General features: G+C 71.7%; 16 protein-coding genes. 3 read left to right on the forward strand and 13 right to left on the reverse strand.

The window, feature by feature from the left end:
• Window positions 1-228 (reverse strand): DUF6289 family protein, encoded by a 228-nt coding sequence (locus tag ACWD0F_RS27505; protein WP_449880208.1) that lies wholly within the window; start codon window positions 226-228, stop codon window positions 1-3.
• A 220-nt stretch (window positions 229-448) separates the two neighbouring features.
• Here ACWD0F_RS27505 and ACWD0F_RS27510 point away from each other — a divergent pair, with 220 nt between their 5' ends.
• A complete protein-coding gene (locus tag ACWD0F_RS27510; protein ID WP_449880210.1) occupies window positions 449-1,195 on the forward strand; it encodes a sensor histidine kinase in 747 nt (248 codons plus the stop codon).
• 192 nt (window positions 1,196-1,387) lie between these two features.
• Here ACWD0F_RS27510 and ACWD0F_RS27515 read toward each other — a convergent pair whose 3' ends face one another.
• From ACWD0F_RS27515 to ACWD0F_RS27530, 4 genes are all read right to left on the reverse strand, one after another.
• Window positions 1,388-1,696, reverse strand: a complete 309-nt coding sequence (locus tag ACWD0F_RS27515; RefSeq protein WP_449880212.1) for a hypothetical protein — start codon at window positions 1,694-1,696, stop codon at window positions 1,388-1,390.
• Between the two features lie 149 nt (window positions 1,697-1,845).
• Window positions 1,846-2,706 carry a helix-turn-helix domain-containing protein gene (locus ACWD0F_RS27520; protein ID WP_449880213.1) on the reverse strand — a complete coding sequence of 287 codons (861 nt, stop codon included), beginning with the start codon at window positions 2,704-2,706 and terminating at the stop codon, window positions 1,846-1,848.
• A 127-nt stretch (window positions 2,707-2,833) separates the two neighbouring features.
• Complete coding sequence (locus ACWD0F_RS27525; RefSeq protein WP_449880214.1) at window positions 2,834-3,172, reverse strand: hypothetical protein; 339 nt, start codon at window positions 3,170-3,172, stop codon at window positions 2,834-2,836.
• A complete protein-coding gene (locus ACWD0F_RS27530) occupies window positions 3,169-3,312 on the reverse strand; it encodes a hypothetical protein (RefSeq protein WP_449880215.1) in 144 nt (47 codons plus the stop codon). Before ACWD0F_RS27530 ends, ACWD0F_RS27525 begins: the two co-directional genes overlap by 4 nt.
• Window positions 3,313-3,432: 120 nt before the next feature.
• Between ACWD0F_RS27530 and ACWD0F_RS27535 the strand changes: the two genes are divergently transcribed.
• A complete protein-coding gene (locus tag ACWD0F_RS27535; RefSeq protein ID WP_449880216.1) occupies window positions 3,433-3,801 on the forward strand; it encodes a PepSY domain-containing protein in 369 nt (122 codons plus the stop codon).
• A 69-nt stretch (window positions 3,802-3,870) separates the two neighbouring features.
• Here ACWD0F_RS27535 and ACWD0F_RS27540 read toward each other — a convergent pair whose 3' ends face one another.
• From ACWD0F_RS27540 to ACWD0F_RS27560, 5 genes are all read right to left on the reverse strand, one after another.
• Window positions 3,871-4,530, reverse strand: coding sequence for an HNH endonuclease family protein (locus ACWD0F_RS27540; RefSeq protein WP_449880218.1), 660 nt, complete (start codon window positions 4,528-4,530; stop codon window positions 3,871-3,873).
• Window positions 4,531-4,608: 78 nt separating this feature from the next.
• Window positions 4,609-7,755, reverse strand: a complete 3,147-nt coding sequence (locus tag ACWD0F_RS27545; protein ID WP_449880220.1) for a 2Fe-2S iron-sulfur cluster-binding protein — start codon at window positions 7,753-7,755, stop codon at window positions 4,609-4,611.
• On the reverse strand, window positions 7,752-7,994 hold the full coding sequence (locus ACWD0F_RS27550; protein ID WP_449880222.1) for a sarcosine oxidase subunit delta: 243 nt from the start codon (window positions 7,992-7,994) through the stop codon (window positions 7,752-7,754). Before ACWD0F_RS27550 ends, ACWD0F_RS27545 begins: the two co-directional genes overlap by 4 nt.
• Entirely contained in the window at window positions 7,994-9,196 is a 1,203-nt protein-coding gene (locus tag ACWD0F_RS27555) for a sarcosine oxidase subunit beta family protein (protein ID WP_449880224.1), read from the reverse strand. Before ACWD0F_RS27555 ends, ACWD0F_RS27550 begins: the two co-directional genes overlap by 1 nt.
• Window positions 9,193-11,655 (reverse strand): GcvT family protein, encoded by a 2,463-nt coding sequence (locus tag ACWD0F_RS27560; protein WP_449880226.1) that lies wholly within the window; start codon window positions 11,653-11,655, stop codon window positions 9,193-9,195. Before ACWD0F_RS27560 ends, ACWD0F_RS27555 begins: the two co-directional genes overlap by 4 nt.
• A 162-nt stretch (window positions 11,656-11,817) precedes the next feature.
• Between ACWD0F_RS27560 and ACWD0F_RS27565 the strand changes: the two genes are divergently transcribed.
• Window positions 11,818-12,804, forward strand: coding sequence for a helix-turn-helix domain-containing protein (locus ACWD0F_RS27565; RefSeq protein WP_449880227.1), 987 nt, complete (start codon window positions 11,818-11,820; stop codon window positions 12,802-12,804).
• Between the two features lie 3 nt (window positions 12,805-12,807).
• On the opposite strand, the gene ACWD0F_RS27570 is transcribed toward ACWD0F_RS27565, so the two are convergent.
• Genes ACWD0F_RS27570 through ACWD0F_RS27580 form a run of 3 tightly spaced genes read right to left on the reverse strand, consistent with a single transcriptional unit; the run spans window position 12,808 to window position 16,616 of the window.
• Window positions 12,808-13,566 carry an SDR family NAD(P)-dependent oxidoreductase gene (locus tag ACWD0F_RS27570; protein ID WP_449880229.1) on the reverse strand — a complete coding sequence of 253 codons (759 nt, stop codon included), beginning with the start codon at window positions 13,564-13,566 and terminating at the stop codon, window positions 12,808-12,810.
• Window position 13,567: 1 nt separating this feature from the next.
• Window positions 13,568-15,841: a tetratricopeptide repeat protein gene (locus tag ACWD0F_RS27575; protein WP_449880231.1), complete on the reverse strand. Its 2,274-nt coding sequence runs from the start codon at window positions 15,839-15,841 to the stop codon at window positions 13,568-13,570.
• A 19-nt stretch (window positions 15,842-15,860) separates the two neighbouring features.
• Window positions 15,861-16,616 (reverse strand): SCO6745 family protein, encoded by a 756-nt coding sequence (locus ACWD0F_RS27580; RefSeq protein WP_449880233.1) that lies wholly within the window; start codon window positions 16,614-16,616, stop codon window positions 15,861-15,863.
• Window positions 16,617-16,639 lie beyond the last annotated feature (23 nt).

The raw sequence follows: 16,639 nt of genomic DNA on the forward strand, positions 1-16,639 counted from the left end.
TCAGCAGGGGTTCTCCTCGAAGGTCACGTGGCCGGTGCGCGTGCCCCACGAGACGCCGCCGATGCAGCCCTCGTACTTGACGCCGGCAACCGTGGTGTAGGTCTCGTCCTCGTACCAGGTGGTGACGCAGTAGTGGTCGATCTTGCAGACCCGGGCCTGGGCAGGGGTCGAAGCGACGGCGACGGCAGCGGTGGCGAGGAGGACGGCTAAGACCGCGCGACGGATCATCGGCGTTCCTTCCTGTCGGAGGGGTTCGCCCCGATGATCGCCCGTGGCGGCGCACTTGTGAAGCCGCGTGATTGTCAGGACGTGCGGGCTACCGGCCGGCCGGCCGTACAGACGATCTTGAGCTCGATCTCCTCGCCCTCGTGCGGCTCGAACTCGACCTTGGCCTCGCGCGCTGCCCGGCGAGCGCACGGTCGGCGCGAACGCGACCCGCTCCGACGCGGTGCGCCTGGCCGCGACCGGGCGCAGCGTCACCGCCGCCGCCGGGGGCAGCGAGGTCCTGGTGTCGGCGCAGTCGCCCGAGGGCACGGCCGTGATCAGGGTGTTCGTGCCGGACGCCGAGCTCATGAGGGGCGTCCGGGAGGCGTGGCTGGCGCTGCTGGCGGCGGAGCGGGAGTCGGTGGCGGACCTGTCACATCGCCTGCGGACCCCGCTGACGGGCCTGCGGCTCGACGCCGAGTCGCTGCTCGACGCCGAGGAGGCGGCCCGGCTGCAGACCCGGGTGGACGCGCTGCAGCGGGCGGTCAGCGCGGTCATCACAGAGGCCCGCCAGCGCTCGGCCGATCGCGGGACGTGCGACGCCGCGATGGTGGTGCGGGAGCGGGTGCGGTTCTGGTCGGTGCTCGCCGAGGACCAGGGCCGGGAGGTGTCGCTCTCCCTGCCCTCCGCGCCGCTGCCGGTCGCGGTGGAGGCCGAGGATCTCGCGGCCTGCGTGGACGCGCTGCTCGGCAACGTCTTCGCGCACACCCCCGAAGGCATCGCGATGTCCGTCAGCCTGGGACCGCGTCATCCGTCCGGCGCGCTGCTGCGCGCGCGTGGAGGTGACCCTGACCACGCCTTAGGACCCGGCTCCAGTGCCAGCGGTGCTGCGCGGCATGGCGGGGAAGCGCTCATACCGACACCTGCACCGGCCCGAAGTCGCCGCTCGTGGGCTTGCGAGCCTCGGCGTAGTGTGCGGGATGGGCCTTGATTCTGGCAGTGGCTCGCCAGCCCGCGATGACCTCCTGGGTGGTGGCGTCGACATCGGACTCGGCCGCATCGGAAAGCGCCTCCACCAATTCCAGCGTGAAGGCCCGCAGTTCGTCCCGGGACAGGTGACTCATGCCGACAGTTTGTGGCAGAACACGTTCTGATGTCAGGGAATCCAGACGGCCGAGCGGCGTCAGGTGTTCCAGATCTGCGTCCGGCAGGCGTGCACAAGTGCGGCCTGACACGACAGCGTCGCCGCCAGGGCGATGGCGTCCCGGTGGTGGACCGTCTTGACCACGCCGATGTTGAGCATGCGTTCGGTGATGACACGCCGGAGCTCGGCATCCCACCATTCACCGCCGGCCGCATCTCGCCGATAGGTGATCTCCCACCCCGGATAGGTGCTGCGCAGCACGTCGAGCTGACGGGCACGCAGGCGCTCCCGTTCCTCTCGCTGATGGTCGGGGGTCAGCGCCAGGTCGAAGATGCGGTCGGGTTGCACGGCGAATGCTCACGGAGGCAAGTCGTGGGTTGCTCGCCGCAACCAGGCCGGGGTGGCGCGTCCCCGAGTGTCTGGCCGCCGCGAGGTGGGTTCGCCTCAAACGCTAGAGAGCCGCGCTGTGGCAGCTCAACGAAGTTTCGTGAAGTTTCTTAAAGATCAGGACGGGCGGCGTCGATCCGCGTTCGGGCCGCCTCCCCGTACGCGCACACCTCCGCGAGCGCGCCGAACGCCTTCTCGTAGACGGCGATGTCGTCCGGCTTCTTGATCCGGAACTGCGCGGCCACCCCGTCCACGCGAACCTCCGCCGTGTCGTACAGCCAGAAGTTCTCCGGCGGCATCACCGGCGGCCGTACATTGCCGGGCAGGATGCCGAGCGAGACGTTCGCGTGGTCGCGGGTGTGGCGGGTGAGCACGTCGAGTTGCTCGTTCATCGCGGCCGAACCGACCATGGGCGTGTGGAGCGCCTGCTCGCCGAGCAGGAACATGAACCGGCGAGCCCCGGTCAGCGTCTCCTGCTGCGCCATCCGGGCCGCCACCGCACGGTCGAGGTCGTCGGGGATGCCGCGAAACTCGATGATCGTGGACAGGTGGGCGCGGGCGTAGTCCTCCGTCTGAAGGAGGCCGGGAACCGCGGAGTGCTGCCACACGCGGAGCTGGGTGGTGCGCTCGTAGAGGCCGAGGAACGCCTCTTGGATCTGGCCGAGCCCAGTTCGTTCCAGGCGCCGCCATTCCGTGTACATGCTGTCGATGTCGCGGACTTGGGCGATCAGGTCGGGGATCTCCTGCTCGGCGCCGCATGCGGTCGCCCAAGCGCGGATGTCTTCCACGCTCGGAAGCTGAGTGCCGTTCTCGATCTTCGAGATGCGGGCCTTGCGTCCTTCCCAGCCCATGAGCTCGGCGAGGCGTTCGCCGGTCAGCTTCCCTCCATCGAGGGTGGCGCCGGCCCGCATTTCCTTGAGGCGGTTCGCGACCGCCCGCCGCGCTTCGTCGATCTTCTCTGTGCTCGCCATGGGAGCGCCTTCCAGCGTCGGTAGCTGTGTGTTGTCGACGCTACGCCGAGAGTGAGATCAGATCTGTAGGGTTTCTTAGAAATCTTGAAGAAACTTCCCCTGGGTCGGCGGGCCCAACGGCAGCGCGTCATACGCGGGGTGGTGCTCCCGGGCCTTTGTTGTTGGACGGCTTGTCGTCGGCGCAGGGGCATGGGGCGGTGATGAGCGTGCCCGCATCCTCATCGATGTGCGCCATCCGCCGGGAGCCGAGGCAGTAGCGGCAGTCGATCATGGCCGCGATCCACGGGTCGTTCCACACCGGGTGGTTGACGGCGCTTTGCGGGGGCGGCTTCGCCTGGTGCCGGGCGGGCTCGTTGTCGCCGCCGACCCAGCCGAGCCCGCCGCAGAAGGTGCAGGCGAGGAACAGTTTGCCGAGCAGCTCGCCGCGCCGGCCTTCGCACTGGGGGCAGGCGATGTCGTCGGTCACGCCCGGCCCGACCCGCCGCAGGTGCCGCAGGGCACCCACCTGCTCTGCCGGTCCTGCTTGCCGTTCAGCTCCATCCACTCGCCCTGCGCTCCCAGGCAGGTGCCGCAGACGGGCGGGGCTTCGTCGTCATCGTCGGACATACCCGGAGGGTAACCGAGCGGCTGCCGTCTGTCTGTTCTTCGGGAACGGACGGGCTCGCTGAAGGTGACCTTAACCACGGCTTAGCGCGCGGTTACCGGCATTCGCGGTGTCGTGAGGTCATGCAGATCTCAAAGAGAATCATCGTGGCCGGTGCCGGGTTCGTCGTACCCGTCGCGGGCGGAGGCGTCGCCTACGCGGCCGCCGCCCCTTCCCCCTCCCCCTCCGCGCCCGCTGCCACCTCCCCCACGGCGGTGGCGCCCAAGGTCACGGCGGAGCAGGCCGTTCAGGTCGCGCTCAAGGAGGTGCCGGGGTCCTGGGTCAGCGAGCTCGACTACGACCGGCGCGGCACGCAGCCGGACGTGTGGGAGGTCGAGCTCACCAACGGCACGCAGCAGCACGAGCTGAACGTGGACGCCGCCACGAGCGCGGTCACCGACCGCGAGACGAAGCAGGCCGGCACGGACGACGACAGCGGCGACGACGACTGATCCGCGCCGTGAGGGCAGGCCCGCGTCCTGCCCTCACGGCGCCGAGGGCGGAGGCGCTCATCCGCGCCGTCAGCAACTCTCCAGGACGGTCTCCATCGCGTCCTTCTCCGCCGAGGTCACCCAGACCTTGTACTTCGTCTTCACGTCGATCTGGCGGGCGATGTAGGCGCAGCGGTACGCCTTGCGCGGCGGCAACCAGGTGGCGGCGTCGGAGTCGCTCTTCTGGCCGTTGAGCGGGCCGTCCACCGCCATCAGGTTCAACGGGTCATTCGCGAACTCCTTGCGCTCGGTCTCCGACCACTGCTGCGCGCCCTTCTGCCAGGCGTCCGACAGCGGGATCAGGTGATCGATCTGGACGTCCATGCTGGTGTCCTGACCGCGCTTGAAGTCGATGGTCTTGCCGCTGTACGGGTCTTTGAGTGTGCCGCTCAGGACGATGCAGTCGTGGGTTCCGGCCTTGAACTTCTCGTCGTCCAGGTCGCGCTTGAGGATGTCGTTGCGGGTGTCGCAGCCGTTGTGGTCCACGTCGGACCAGGCGGGGCCGAACTCGTCGCGGTCGAAGCCGGTCTTCGCGGCGCGACCCTTGACGGTGAGCTCTTTGAGCTTCTTGCGGGCGTCGGAGACCGACGCGGTGTCGGACTTCGACGACTTCGACGTCTTGGGGCTGGTCGACTGCGCGTCGAGTTCGCCACAGCCGGCCAACATCGTGATGGCGGCCAGACCGGCCATAAACGCCCGAACCCGCACGTGTACCCCCAGACCTCGGTTTTCGTAAAGTCTAGGTATAGCCAGTGCCCAAAAATGGTCCTATAACGCCAAGATCGCGTCGAGAAGCCACTCTGCCAGATATTTCGTGAACGATGACCTGACGTAGACGCGGAAGACGTCGGCGTCCCGCCGCTCCAGGAGGACCGGCGTCTTGGCCAGCAGGGTCTGGGCGTGGCCGGGGAACGCCGACGGGTGCAGGTCGATGGGACAGCCGGTGATCAGGATCTCGTACGCGGACGGGCCGGAGAGCTCCAGGATCGTCCGCTGGCCCGACACGTCCACCCATCCAGGCCCGGGGGCGACATTTCCGGAAATGAGCCACCAAGACGGTCCCAGTCGCAGCCCCATACCCGGGTCGTTGCCCCGTACCTCCCACATGGGCTCGAACGCCACCTCGCGCAGGCGTACCGACGGGCCGCCCACGGCGGAGAACCGGGCGGCGAAGGCCGCGGCCGGACTCTCCGCCCGGCACGCCCCCGTCCAGGGGGCGGGCGGCGCGGTCAGAGGCTCGCCGTCGCGGCGGGCGTTCTCCGGATCGTAGAAGACCGGCTCCACGACGGTCACGGCGTGCCGCCCTCCCCCGGACACCGCCGTGAGCCGATCCCCGGGCGTCACGTTCCTGGCCAGGGCCAGGCTGAACGTCCGGCCCAGCGCGGCACTGGCGTAGCTGGAGGTGACGTGGCCGATCATCGGCAGGTCACCCGCCGCGAGGAGCTGCGCGCCCTCCTCCACCAGCGCCGACGGGTCGTCGGGCAGCAGGCCGACCAGGCGTTTGCGGCCGTCCTTCGCGGTGTCGGGCCGGGCGTGGGAGCGCTTGCCGACGAAGTCCGGCTTGCGCTTGGAGACGATCCACGACATGCCGAGGTCCTGCGGGGTGACGGTGCCGTCGGTCTCCTGGCCGACGATCGCGAAGCCCTTCTCGGCCCGCAGCACGTGCATGGTCTCGGTCCCGTACGGCACCGCCCCGAGGTCCAGCACCGCCGCCCACACCGCCCTGCCGTACGGCCACGGCACGTTCACCTCGTACGCCAGCTCGCCCGAGAAACTGATCCGGAACACCCGCCCGGGCACACCGAGCACGTCGCACTCCACGTACCGCATGAAGGCCAGCTCGGCGGCGCCCGGCGCGACGACCGCGAGGACGCGCCGGGCACGAGGACCGGCGACGACCACGGTCGCCCAGTGGTCGGTGACGGACGTGAACGACACGTCCAGGTCCGGCCACTCGGTCTGCCGCCACTCCTCCAGCCAGTCGAGCACGGCGGCGGCGTTGCCGGTGGTCGTGGTCATCAGGAAGCGGTCCTCGGCGAGCCTGGTGGTGGTGCCGTCGTCGAACACCATCCCGTCCGCCGTGCACATCAGTCCGTAGCGGCAGGCGCCGACGGCCAGGGTGGAGTACAGGTTCGTGTAGATCCGGTCGAGGAACACGCCCGCGTCCGCGCCCCTGATGTCGATCTTGCCGAGTGTGGAGGCGTCCATGGCGGCCACGCCGGTGCGGGCCGCGTGGCATTCGCGCCGCACGGCCGCCTCCATCGGCTCGCCGTCCTCGGGGAAGTACCACGGGCGTTTCCACTGGCCGACGTCCTCGAACACCGCGCCCCGCGCGACGTGCGCGTCATGCATGGCGGTGGTCCTGACGGGGTCGGACAGGGCACCGCGGTCCCGTCCCGCCAGGGTGGCGAAGGACACCGGCGTGTACGGAGGCCGGAACGTGGTGGTGCCGACCTGGCCCGGCTCGGCGCCGAGCAGGGCGGACATGACGCCCACGACGGCGGCGCCCGAGGTCTTGCCCTGGTCGGCGCCGGTGCCCGCGGTGGTGTAGCGCTTGACGTGCTCCACCGAGCGCATCCCGGTGCCCGTGGCCCTGGTCAGGTCGGCCACGGTCACGTCCCGCTGGAGGTCCACGAAGGCCGGCTCGCCGGAGGCGCCCGCCACCGACCACAACGCCGCCGGCGGCCGCAGGGCGCGCTCGCCGGTCTCAGGCACCCGAAGACCTTCGGGCGCCTCGAAGGCGGACGTGTCCGCCGGCCCGCCGCCGAGTGCCAGCTCGGCCGCCTCCGCGCCGGCGGCGTAGCCGTCCGCGATGGCCTCGCGTGTCCCGTACAGACCTCTGCACGCCCCGGCGGACCGCTCGGCCTGCGCCGACACGCCCGGCACGAACGCGCGCACCCCCTCGTCGTACCTGACCCGCCCCTGCGACTGGCTGAACAGGTGCACGGCGGGGTTCCAGCCGCCGGCGACGGCCAGCAGGTCGGCCTCGAAGCGCCGGTCGCCGGCCTCGACGCCCGCCAGCGCCCCTTCGCCGTCCGCGACGGTGCCGGTGACGACCTGGCCGGTGAGCACCTCCACACCGTCCACGGGCAGCCCGGCGGCGCGCGGATCCACCACCGCGAGCACCGTCACCCCGGCCGCCACCAGGTCCCGAGCCGCCTCGTAACCGGAGTCCGCGCACGCGAACACCACGGCCCGCCGCCCCGGCGGCACCCCGTACCGGTTGGCGTAGGCGCGGGCGGCCGAGGCCAGCATCACGCCGGGCCGGTCGTTGCCCGGGAAGGCGATCGAGCGCTCGTGCGCCCCCGTGGCCAGCACCACGCGGCGGGCCCTGATGTGCCAGAGCCGCTCCCCGCCCGCCCGGCGCTCCACGGCCACCACGTAGTTGTGGTCGTAGTAGCCGACGGCCGTGGTCCTGGTCAGGATCCGCGCGGGCATGCTCAGCCCGCCGACCCAGTCCAGCGCGGGCGCGCCGTCCAGCAGGACCCGGCCGTTCAGCAGGTCGCCGCCGAGCCGCGGCTGGTCGTCCACGAGGATCACCCGCGCGCCCGTCCGCCCGGCCGCGACCGCGGCGGCCAGCCCGGCGGGGCCGCCGCCGACGACCAGGACGTCTGCGTGCAGGTACGCCTTGTCGCACCGCCGATCGTCGGCCGCGTCGAGGTCCACCCGGCCCTTGCCGCGCAGGCTCCACGCCTCCAGCCCGTCGCGCAGCTCCACGGTCGTGGCCGCCAGCATCGGGTCGGCGCCGACCCGGACCAGGGCGTTCGGCTCCTCGGGACCGGCGGTGAAGACGCCGCGCGGACGCCCGAGCGTGACGCTGCGGCCCACCACCCGCACGCCGTTGCGCAGCAGCGCGGCGGCCAGCGTGTCACCCGGCTCGCCGCGCAGCGGACGGCCGTCGAACGTGAACCTCATGGCGCCTTCCGGATCTCGTGGGTGACCGTGTGCCGTTCGACGGCGAACCAGGTCCGGCAGCCGTGCACGTGGAACCAGCGCTCGTGGAACCAGCCCTTGGGGTTGTCGCGCAGGAACACGTACGCGGCCCACTCCTCGTCGGGCAGCTCGCGCGTGGGGTAGGCGATCCCGGCCTGGCCGCCGTAGCAGAACTCGTTCTCGTCGCGGGGGCCGCAGTGCGGGCAGTCGATCAGCAACATCAGTGCGCCACCGCCGCCGCGCCGTGCTCGTCGATGAGCGCTCCCGTGGTGAACCGGTCCAGTCCGAACGGCTCCGCCAGCGGATGCGGCCGATCACAGGCGAGCGTGTGGGCGTAGACCCAGCCGGAGCCGGGGGTGGCCTTGAACCCGCCGGTGCCCCAGCCCGCGTTGACGTAGAGGCCCGCCACGGGGGTCGGTCCGATGATGGGCGAGGCGTCGGGTGAGACGTCCACGATCCCGGCCCACGTCCGCAGCACGCGCACCCGGCTGAAGATCGGGAACAGCTCCAGCGCCGCCGCCATCTGCGCCTCGATGACGTGCACGCCGCCGCGCTGCCCGTAGGAGTTGTAGGCGTCGATGCCCGCCCCCATGACCAGCTCGCCCTTGTGGGCCTGGCTGACGTACACGTGCACGGCGTTCGACATGACCACGCAGTCGAGCACCGGCTCCAGCAGCTCCGACACCAGCGCCTGGAGGGGATGCGACTGCAGCGGCAGCCGGAGCCCGGCCCGCTCGGCGAGCACGGAGGTGTGCCCGGCCGAGGCGAGCGCCACCTTTCCCGCCGCGATCGGCCCGCGCGAGGTCGTCACGCCCGTCACCCGGCCGCCGCTGAGCTGGAATCCGGTGACCTCGCAGCCCTGGATCAGGTCGATCCCGTACGCGTCCGCCTTGCGGGCCAGCGCCCACGCCACGTGATCGTGCTTGGCGATGCCCGCCCGGCGTTGCAGCGTGGCACCCATGACCGGATAGCGGGCGCCGGCGGAGACGTTGATGACCGGGCAGAACTTCTTGACCTCGTCGGCGTCCAGCCATTCGGCGTCCACGCCGTTCAGCCGGTTGGCGTTGACCCTTCTGCGGCCCTCGCGCACGTCGCTCAGGTTGTGCGCCAGGTTGAGCACGCCGCGCTGGCTGAAGCTCAGGTCGTAGTCGAGCTCCGCGCTCAGCCCCTCCCACAACTTCAGCGAGTGCTCGTAGATCGCGGCGCTCTCGTCCCACAGGTAGTTGGAGCGGATGATCGTGGTGTTGCGGGCCATGTTCCCGCCGGCCAGCCAGCCCTTCTCCAGGACGGCGACGTTGGTCAGGCCGTGGTTCCTGGCCAGGTAGTAGGCGGTCGCCAGGCCGTGGCCGCCGCCGCCCACGATCACCACGTCGTAGGCCGGTTCGGGGTCGGGGTTGCGCCAGAGGAAGTCGGGGTGGGTCAACGTCTGATCTTCTCCATCCCGGGGTCGAACAGGGGCTCTGCGGCGACTTGCGCGGGAACCCGGCGGCCGAAGTATGAAATGTCGATATGCGTCCCGGGTTGGGCCAGGTCGATCGGCAACCAGGCGTAGGCGATGGGGCGGTGGATGGTGTGGCCGTAGGCCGCGCTGGTGACGTACCCGACCGTGCGTCCCCCGTGCCGGACCGGCTCCTTGCCCATGACCACCTCGGTGCAGAGCAGCGGCACGAGCTTGCGCGTGATGTCGGCGGGCGCGGCGGGCAGGGCGTCGCGGCCGATGAAGTCCTTGTCCGCCTTGACGGCGAAGGCCAGCCCGGCCTCGTACGGGTTGTGCTCGGTCGTCATGTCCACGCCCCAGAGCCGATACCCCTTCTCCAGCCGCAGGCTGTTGAACGCGGCCCGGCCCCCGGCCACCGGCGACCCCGCCGACCACAGCGTGTCCCAGAGCTTGAGCCCCAGGTCGGCGCTGGTGTAGAGCTCCCAGCCGAGCTCGCCCACGTACGAGACCCGCAGGGCGAGCACCGGCACATGCCCGATATATCCGGACCGGCAACTGAAGTAGCGGAAGCCCTCGTGTGACATGTCCATGTCCGTGAGCCCCTGCACCAGCTCCCTGGCCCGCGGCCCCCACACGCCCACACAGCAGGTGCCCGGCGTCAGGTCACGCACCCGCACCCCGCCGGAGGCGTGCCTGGACAGCCAGTCGAGGTCCAGGTTGCCGTTCGCGCCGACCTGGAACACGTCCTCGGCCACCCGCGCCACCGTGAGGTCGGAGCGGACGCCGCCCCCCTGGTCCAGCAGCAGCGTGTACGTGACGGAGCCGGGTTTCTTGTCGACGTTGTTCGTGGTCATGCGCTGCAGGAACGCCACCGAGCCGGGCCCGCTGACCTCGATCCGCTTGAGCGGGGTCATGTCGTAGAGCGCGACCTGCTCCCTGGTCGCGTAGGACTCGGCGGCCGCGACCGGCGACCAGTAACGCGAGGCCCACTCACCCCGCTGCGCCGCCGTGCCGAGGAACGGCTCGACGGCCATGCCCCGCGCCTCTTCGGGAACGTCGGCGAACTCGGCCCTGCGCCGCCGGACGAGATCCTCCAGCAGCAACACGTTCGCCTCGAACCAGTGCGGCCGCTCCCACCCCGCCCCCTCCAGGAAGAACGCCCCCAGCTCCCGCTGCCGCGGATGGAACGGGCTCGTCCGCAGCGGCCGCGGCGACTCCATCGGCTGCAGCGGATGGATGACGTCGTAGACCTCGACGAAGTTCTGCTTGCCGCGCTCCTCGACGAACGCGGGCGAGAGCTGGGCCTGCTCGAACCGGTTGAGCTCGCACTCGTGCAGGTCGATCCTCGACCGCCCGTCCACGAGCACCTCGGCCAGCGCCCGCGCCACCCCGGCCGAGTGCGTCACCCAGACGGCCTCGGCCACCCAGAACCCGTCGAGGTGCGGCGCCTCGCCGATCAGCGGGAAGCCGTCGGGGGTGAAGGAGAAGATCCCGTTGATGCCGTCCTCGTACTTGGACTCGCCGAGCGCGGGCAGCAGCTCGACCGCGTCGCGCCAGGCAGGCTCGAAGTCGTCCTCGGTGAACGCCTGCACCGACGGCATCGTGGTGCTTTTGGGGCCGATCTCGGCCTGGGCTACCGGCATGGGGCGGTGGGCGTAGGAGCCGATGCCGACGCGGTCGCCGTGCCGGCGGAAGTACAGGTCGCGGTCCTGGTGACGGAGGATCGGGCCCTCCGGCTGGGGCGCCAGGGGGCCGGACTTGGCGTACTGGTGGGCCAGCGGCAGCAGCGGCACGGTCAGCCCGGCCATCTTCCCGATCGAGGGGCCCCAGAAGCCGGCCGCGCAGACCACCACGTCGGCGGGGATCGTCCGGTATTCGCCCGAGGTCACGACCGCGACGCCGGTGACCCGGCCGCCCCGCTGGTCGATGCCCACCACCGTGTGCCCCGGCAGGAACCTGGCCCCGCGCTCGGTGGCCCGCGCCGCCTGCGCCCGCCCGCACGCGACCGCCGCCGCCAGGCCGTCGCCCGGCACGTGGAAGCCGCCGAGCACCTTGTCCCGGTCGAGCAGCGGCCACAACGCCGCGCACTCGCCGGGGTCGAGCAGGCTGCCCGGTACCCCCCACGACTCGGCCCAGCCGTGCCTGCGGCGCAGGTCGGTCAGGCGCTCCTCGGTGGTGGCCACCTCCAGGCCGCCGACCTGGCGGAAACACTCCGCGCCGAGGCCGGTGTACTTGGCGACGGTGTAGGCGGCGAACTCGGTCATCGTCTTCGACGGGTTGGTCTGGAAGACGAGGCCGGGCGCGTGGGAGCTGGAGCCTCCGGCCGCGAAGAGCGGGCCCTGGTCGACGACGGTGACGTCGCTCCACCCCCGCTCGGCGAGCTCGTCGGCGAGGGCGCAGCCCACGATCCCCGCCCCCACGATCACCAGACGGGGCCGACTCATGATGCCTCCGGTTGTTCCTTAATACGCAACACACACCGGACTACGCAACGACCATAAAGCTCCGCCCATCGAGGAACAAGAGCGCGGGCACCCCGTGGTGGACCGCCGGACGCGGCCCCCCGTACGCTGAATCCGGATCATGGCAGGTCAGAAAGAGGCGACATGGCGCAGCGGCGCTTACTTGAGGGTCTCGGCGTCACCGTCGCCGAGGAAGGCGCCTACCGCGCGCTGCTCCGGCACGGGCCCGCCACGCTGAGTCGGCTCGCCACCGAGACCGGCTCGTCGGCGGCGGCCATCCGCCGCATGTTGCCCCGGCTGGAGGATCTCGGGCTGATCTCCCGGGTGGCGGGCCGGCCGCTGCGGCTGGTCGCCACACCGCCCAACGTCGCCATCGACATCCTCGTCGCCCGCCGCCAGGAGGAGCTCACCCACAGCAGGGCCGCCGCCGCGCTGCTGGCCACCGAGGTCGCCGAGCGCAGCGGGCCGCATCCGGAGGAGGTGCTGGAGGTGGTGACCGGGCGCGACGCCGTGGCCCGCCGCTATCTGCAGCTCGAACGGAACGCCGGCCGGGAGATGCTGGTGCTGGTGCATCCGCCGTACGCGGTGGACATCAGCGACGACCAGGAGAACCGGCAGCGGGCGGCCCGCCAGGGAGCGCCCACCCGCGGGATCTACAGCGCGCAGGCGTTCGAGCAGCCTGGCATGCTGGCCCACACACGCCGCGCCATCGCCGACGGCGAGCGCGCCCGGCTCGGCCAGGTGCCGGTCAAGCTGGCCATCGCCGACGGCCACACCGCCATCCTGCCCCTGGTCTCCGACGAGGACCGCGCCGTGGAGAGCGCCCTCGTGGTGCACCCGTCGGCGCTGCTGGACGCGCTGGTCGGGCTGTTCGAGACGTTGTGGCGGGCGGCCGTGCCGCTCCGCCTGGCCACCGAGGAGGCCCTGGAGCCGGAGGTGTGGCCGCAGGCCGCGGACACGGAGGTGCTGGCGCTGCTCGCGGGCGGCATGAAGGACGACGCCATCGCCCGGCAGCTCGGCCTCAGCCCGCGCACGGTGCAGCGCCGCGTCCAGGTGTTGTGCGAGCGCCTGGGAGCCAGGACCCGCTTCCACGCCGGCTACCTCGCCGCCCAGCACGATCTCCTGAAGTGACGGCTAGGTGATCAGGATCCCGCCGTCCACCGGCAGCGTCACCCCGGTGATGTACGACGACGCGTCGCTCGCCAGGAAGACCGCCGCCGCCACCAGCTCGGCGGGATCGCCGGGCCGCCCCATGACCACCCGCGACTGCGTCATCTGCTCCAGGTAGCCCGCTTTGTACTGCTCGGTCATCTCCGAGGAGAAGAAGCCCGGCTCCAGGCAGTTGACCCGGATCCCGCGCCGCCCGGTCCACTGCTGGGCCAGGTCACGGGTGAGCCCGAGCACCGCCGCCTTGGACGCGCTGTAGGCGGCCTGCGGCAGCCCGGCCGTGGTCTCGCCGAGCACGCTGCCGATGTTGACGATCGACGAGCCGGGGCGCATCACCCGCGCGCAGGCCTGCGCCATCCAGTAGGTGCCGTGCAGGTTGATCTCGATGACCTGCCGGAACTCCTCGGGCGTCTCCCGCAGCGCGGGCACGGCGGCGCCGATGCCCGCGTTGTTGATCAGCACGTCGACGTGGCCGAACTCCTCGACGGCCGCCGCCACGATCGCGTCGCAGTCCTGCGGCAGCGACACGTCGGTCTGCACGGCCAGGCACCGGCGGCCGGTCTCCTCGACCAGCCGCCGTGTCTCCTCCAGCCGGTCCATCCGCCGGGCGCCGATCACGACGTCGGCGCCCGCCGCCGCCAGGCCCCGGGCGAAGGCCACACCCAGCCCGGCGGAGGCTCCGGTGACGATGGCCACCTTGCCGTCGAGACCGAAGCGCTCCAGCATGTCAGAGCCCGTATTCCTTGACGATCCGCTCGTGCCGCTCGATCTCGACGTCGATCTCGCGCGCCAGGTCGAGCCAGGCCAGCGGGTGCACCCAGCGCTCGGTGGCGTCGTCGAGCAGCGCGTCGACCTCAGCGGGCGCCACGTCCGGCGGGACCGCGACCCAGCCGAACACGCCCGGCAGCGACTCGCCGCTGCTCGGATGGGTGACGGTGTAGTTTTCGTCGCTGTAGACCCACATGGGCCAGCCGCGCTCGGCCATGACCTCGGTGAACTCCGCCCAGTCCTCCTCGCTCGGCGCGGCGCCGTCGAAGAAGAAGCTGGTGTAGCCACCAGGGCGCAGGATGCGCACCGCGGCGAACGGCGGCACGAAGCTCTGCTGCTCCTGGGGGTCTTCCGGCACCGGCTCCAGGAGTTGCGGGTCGAACACGACGAGGTCGCCGGCGTTGTAGTCCATCCCGCGCGGCTGCGGGAGGGCCAGCCGGGCGGTGGCCGGGCCGGTGCGGATCGACAACACCTGCCGCTGGCCGCCGTCGGGCGCGGGGAGGATGACCCTGATGAGGCCCATCTCCTCCTCGATCGGGCCCTCCGCAGACTGGATCGGCATGCCGATCTTGGCCGCGCCCTTGCGCACGGTCGCCCAGTCCTCCGCCGAGGTGGCCATGACGATCATCCGCCAGACATCCTCGTCGCTGAGCTCGTCGAGCACCTCCAGCAGCACCTCGGCGGCCCTGGCGTTGGCGTCGACCTGCTGGGCGGCGCTGGACAGCAGACGGCGGGCGTCGACGCCCGCCCCGGCCGCGACGGCGTGCTCGGCGTGGTCGACGGTCTCCGCCCAGTGCTCGCGGGCGCTGTGCAGCCTGGCCAGCGCGAGGTGCTGCTCGGCGTGCGGCAGCAGCGCGGCCATCTGCTCCAGCCGCTCGTCCTGGCGGGCCTCGATGAGCAGCGTCGTCAGGTAGGCCACGTCATCGCTGTCGGCGGTGGCGATGTCGCCGGAGTCGACCAGCAACTTCCAGTAGATGTCGGCGCCGGTGGCCGGATAGCCGAGGAAGCCGAGCGTGGTGGTGTGGCGGCGGGTGGCCTCGATGTCCTGGCCGGACAGCGGCGCCAGCCAGCCCACCCACTTCTCCGGGTCGGCGTTGAAGCCGTCGGCCGCGTCGAAGAGGCCGACGCGCTCCTCCAGCGGGCCGGGGGGCGCGGCCTCGGTGGCGGCGTCGGCGGCGGCGCGCAGCTCGGCGATGCGCGCGGCCGGCGCCTCACCGCGCAGCTCGGCGGCGCCGGACTCGGCGACGTCGGCCAGCAGCCTGGCCTGCCACACGCCCTGCCGGGCGAGGGCCAGCTCGCCGGCGACCAGCGCGAGGTCGACCCGGGCGCGGTAGCCGCCCATCATGCCGAAATAGTCCATCCACTGGCGGAGCACGCGGCCGAGCTGCCAGGTGTTGGTGATCTGCGAGGAGCTCGCCAGCTTGGCCACCGCCTGCGACCACTCGACGAACACCCGCGGGTGCTCGCCGACCACGTCGAGGTCGGGCAGCGCGTCGACGGCCTCGGCGGTGCGGTCGAGCGTGGCCAGGATCAGGGCCCGCCGCACGCCGTCGCGGTGCTCCTTGGCCACCGGGTCGTCGGCCTGGAACCCGGCCGCGGCCTGCAGCGCGTCGAGCGCGTCAGCGGCGCGGCCGGCGGCGAGCAGCGCGCGGGCGCTCTCGGCGCCGAGCTCCCAGCTCGCCTCGCGGCCCGCGCCCCGCAGCCGCTCGACGGCGGACTCGGCGTAGCTCACGGCCTCGCCCGGCTTGCCCGCGTCGACCAGGGCGGCGACATACTGCGTCACCAGGCCGCCGAAGGCGGGCTTGTCAGGGCTCATGCCCTCAAGGGCGGCGCCCAATGTCTCCAGGCGCTCACTGGCGTAGCCGGGGCCGTCGGTGTTGGCCCAGGTGATGGCGAGCGCCTCGACCGCCGCCGGAGCGGCGGGGCACTCACGGACGTCTTCGCGCTGGGCGAACGTCAGCAACTGCTGCGCGTCGTCGATCGCGACCGCGCCCTGCGCCCGGTCGCCCACACGGCCGACCAGGTGCCAGTAGCGGGTGTAGAACTCGAGCCAGGGCAGCTCCAAGGTCTCGGCCTGCTGCGCGATAGCCGGGGCCATGACGTCGAGCTGCGGGTAACGGCCCTCATAGGCCTGTGCGGGTAGGTCTCCCAGCGCCATGGCGAGGCCGACATTGCCCGCCTCGGAAAGCTGCTGCTGGGTATCGCCGACCCAGGCCCAGATGTCCACGTCCATGGGGAGTCAGTCTGCCAGGTCAACGGGCGTGCCCAAAACGCAGAAGCTCGATCAGCTCATCCGATTCGCCGTCGTCGAGAGCCGAAAACACCGTGGCCATCAAATCGTCGGTCACTTCCTCCACAACCGCCCGCCGTGCCACGACCTCGGGGCCGGGGGTGGTGTAGGGCTCGGGCCAGGTGAAGAACTTGGCGATCATCTCGCCCGTCGTCTGCCCGAACGGGGTGGCGTCGTGGCCGGTGGCGAGCGTGGCCTCCAGCGGGCTCAGACCGGCCGCGATCACGGCGTTGGCGTGCAGGCCGCCGCGCAGCTCGCGTACGACGTGCATGAGCTGGACGGCCCGCGCGGGCGCGTCGTCCGGCAGCGGCACCGCGCGCCAGCCGGCGAACAGCGGGGCGCCGGCGGACGGGGCCCGCGCCACGACCGGCTCCAGCAGCTCGGCGATCCTGGCGCAGCCCTCGTAGCCGCCCAGCTTGCGCCTGCCCCAGGCCCGGCACACCTCGGCGTAGAGCTCGACGGCGCGCTCGACGGCGATCTTGCGGCCGCCGTTCCAGCTCGCCTCGACGTGCTCCGGCGGGAAGAAGACGGCCACCGAGTCGACCACGTCGGCGTCGCACTCGCCGAGCACGCCGCAGCGGCCCCTGAAGTAGAACTCGCGGGCGCCGAGGGAGTACTCCTCGCAGACGGCCTTGGCCTCTCGGGAGATCATGAACCCGCCGCCGAACTGGCCTATCGGCGCCTTGACCTGGGCTGCGGTGGTGCGTGGGTCAGCCATGTCCACCCCTCGGTTCGTGAGAC

It is taken from the genome of Nonomuraea sp. NPDC002799 (assembly GCF_053592075.1).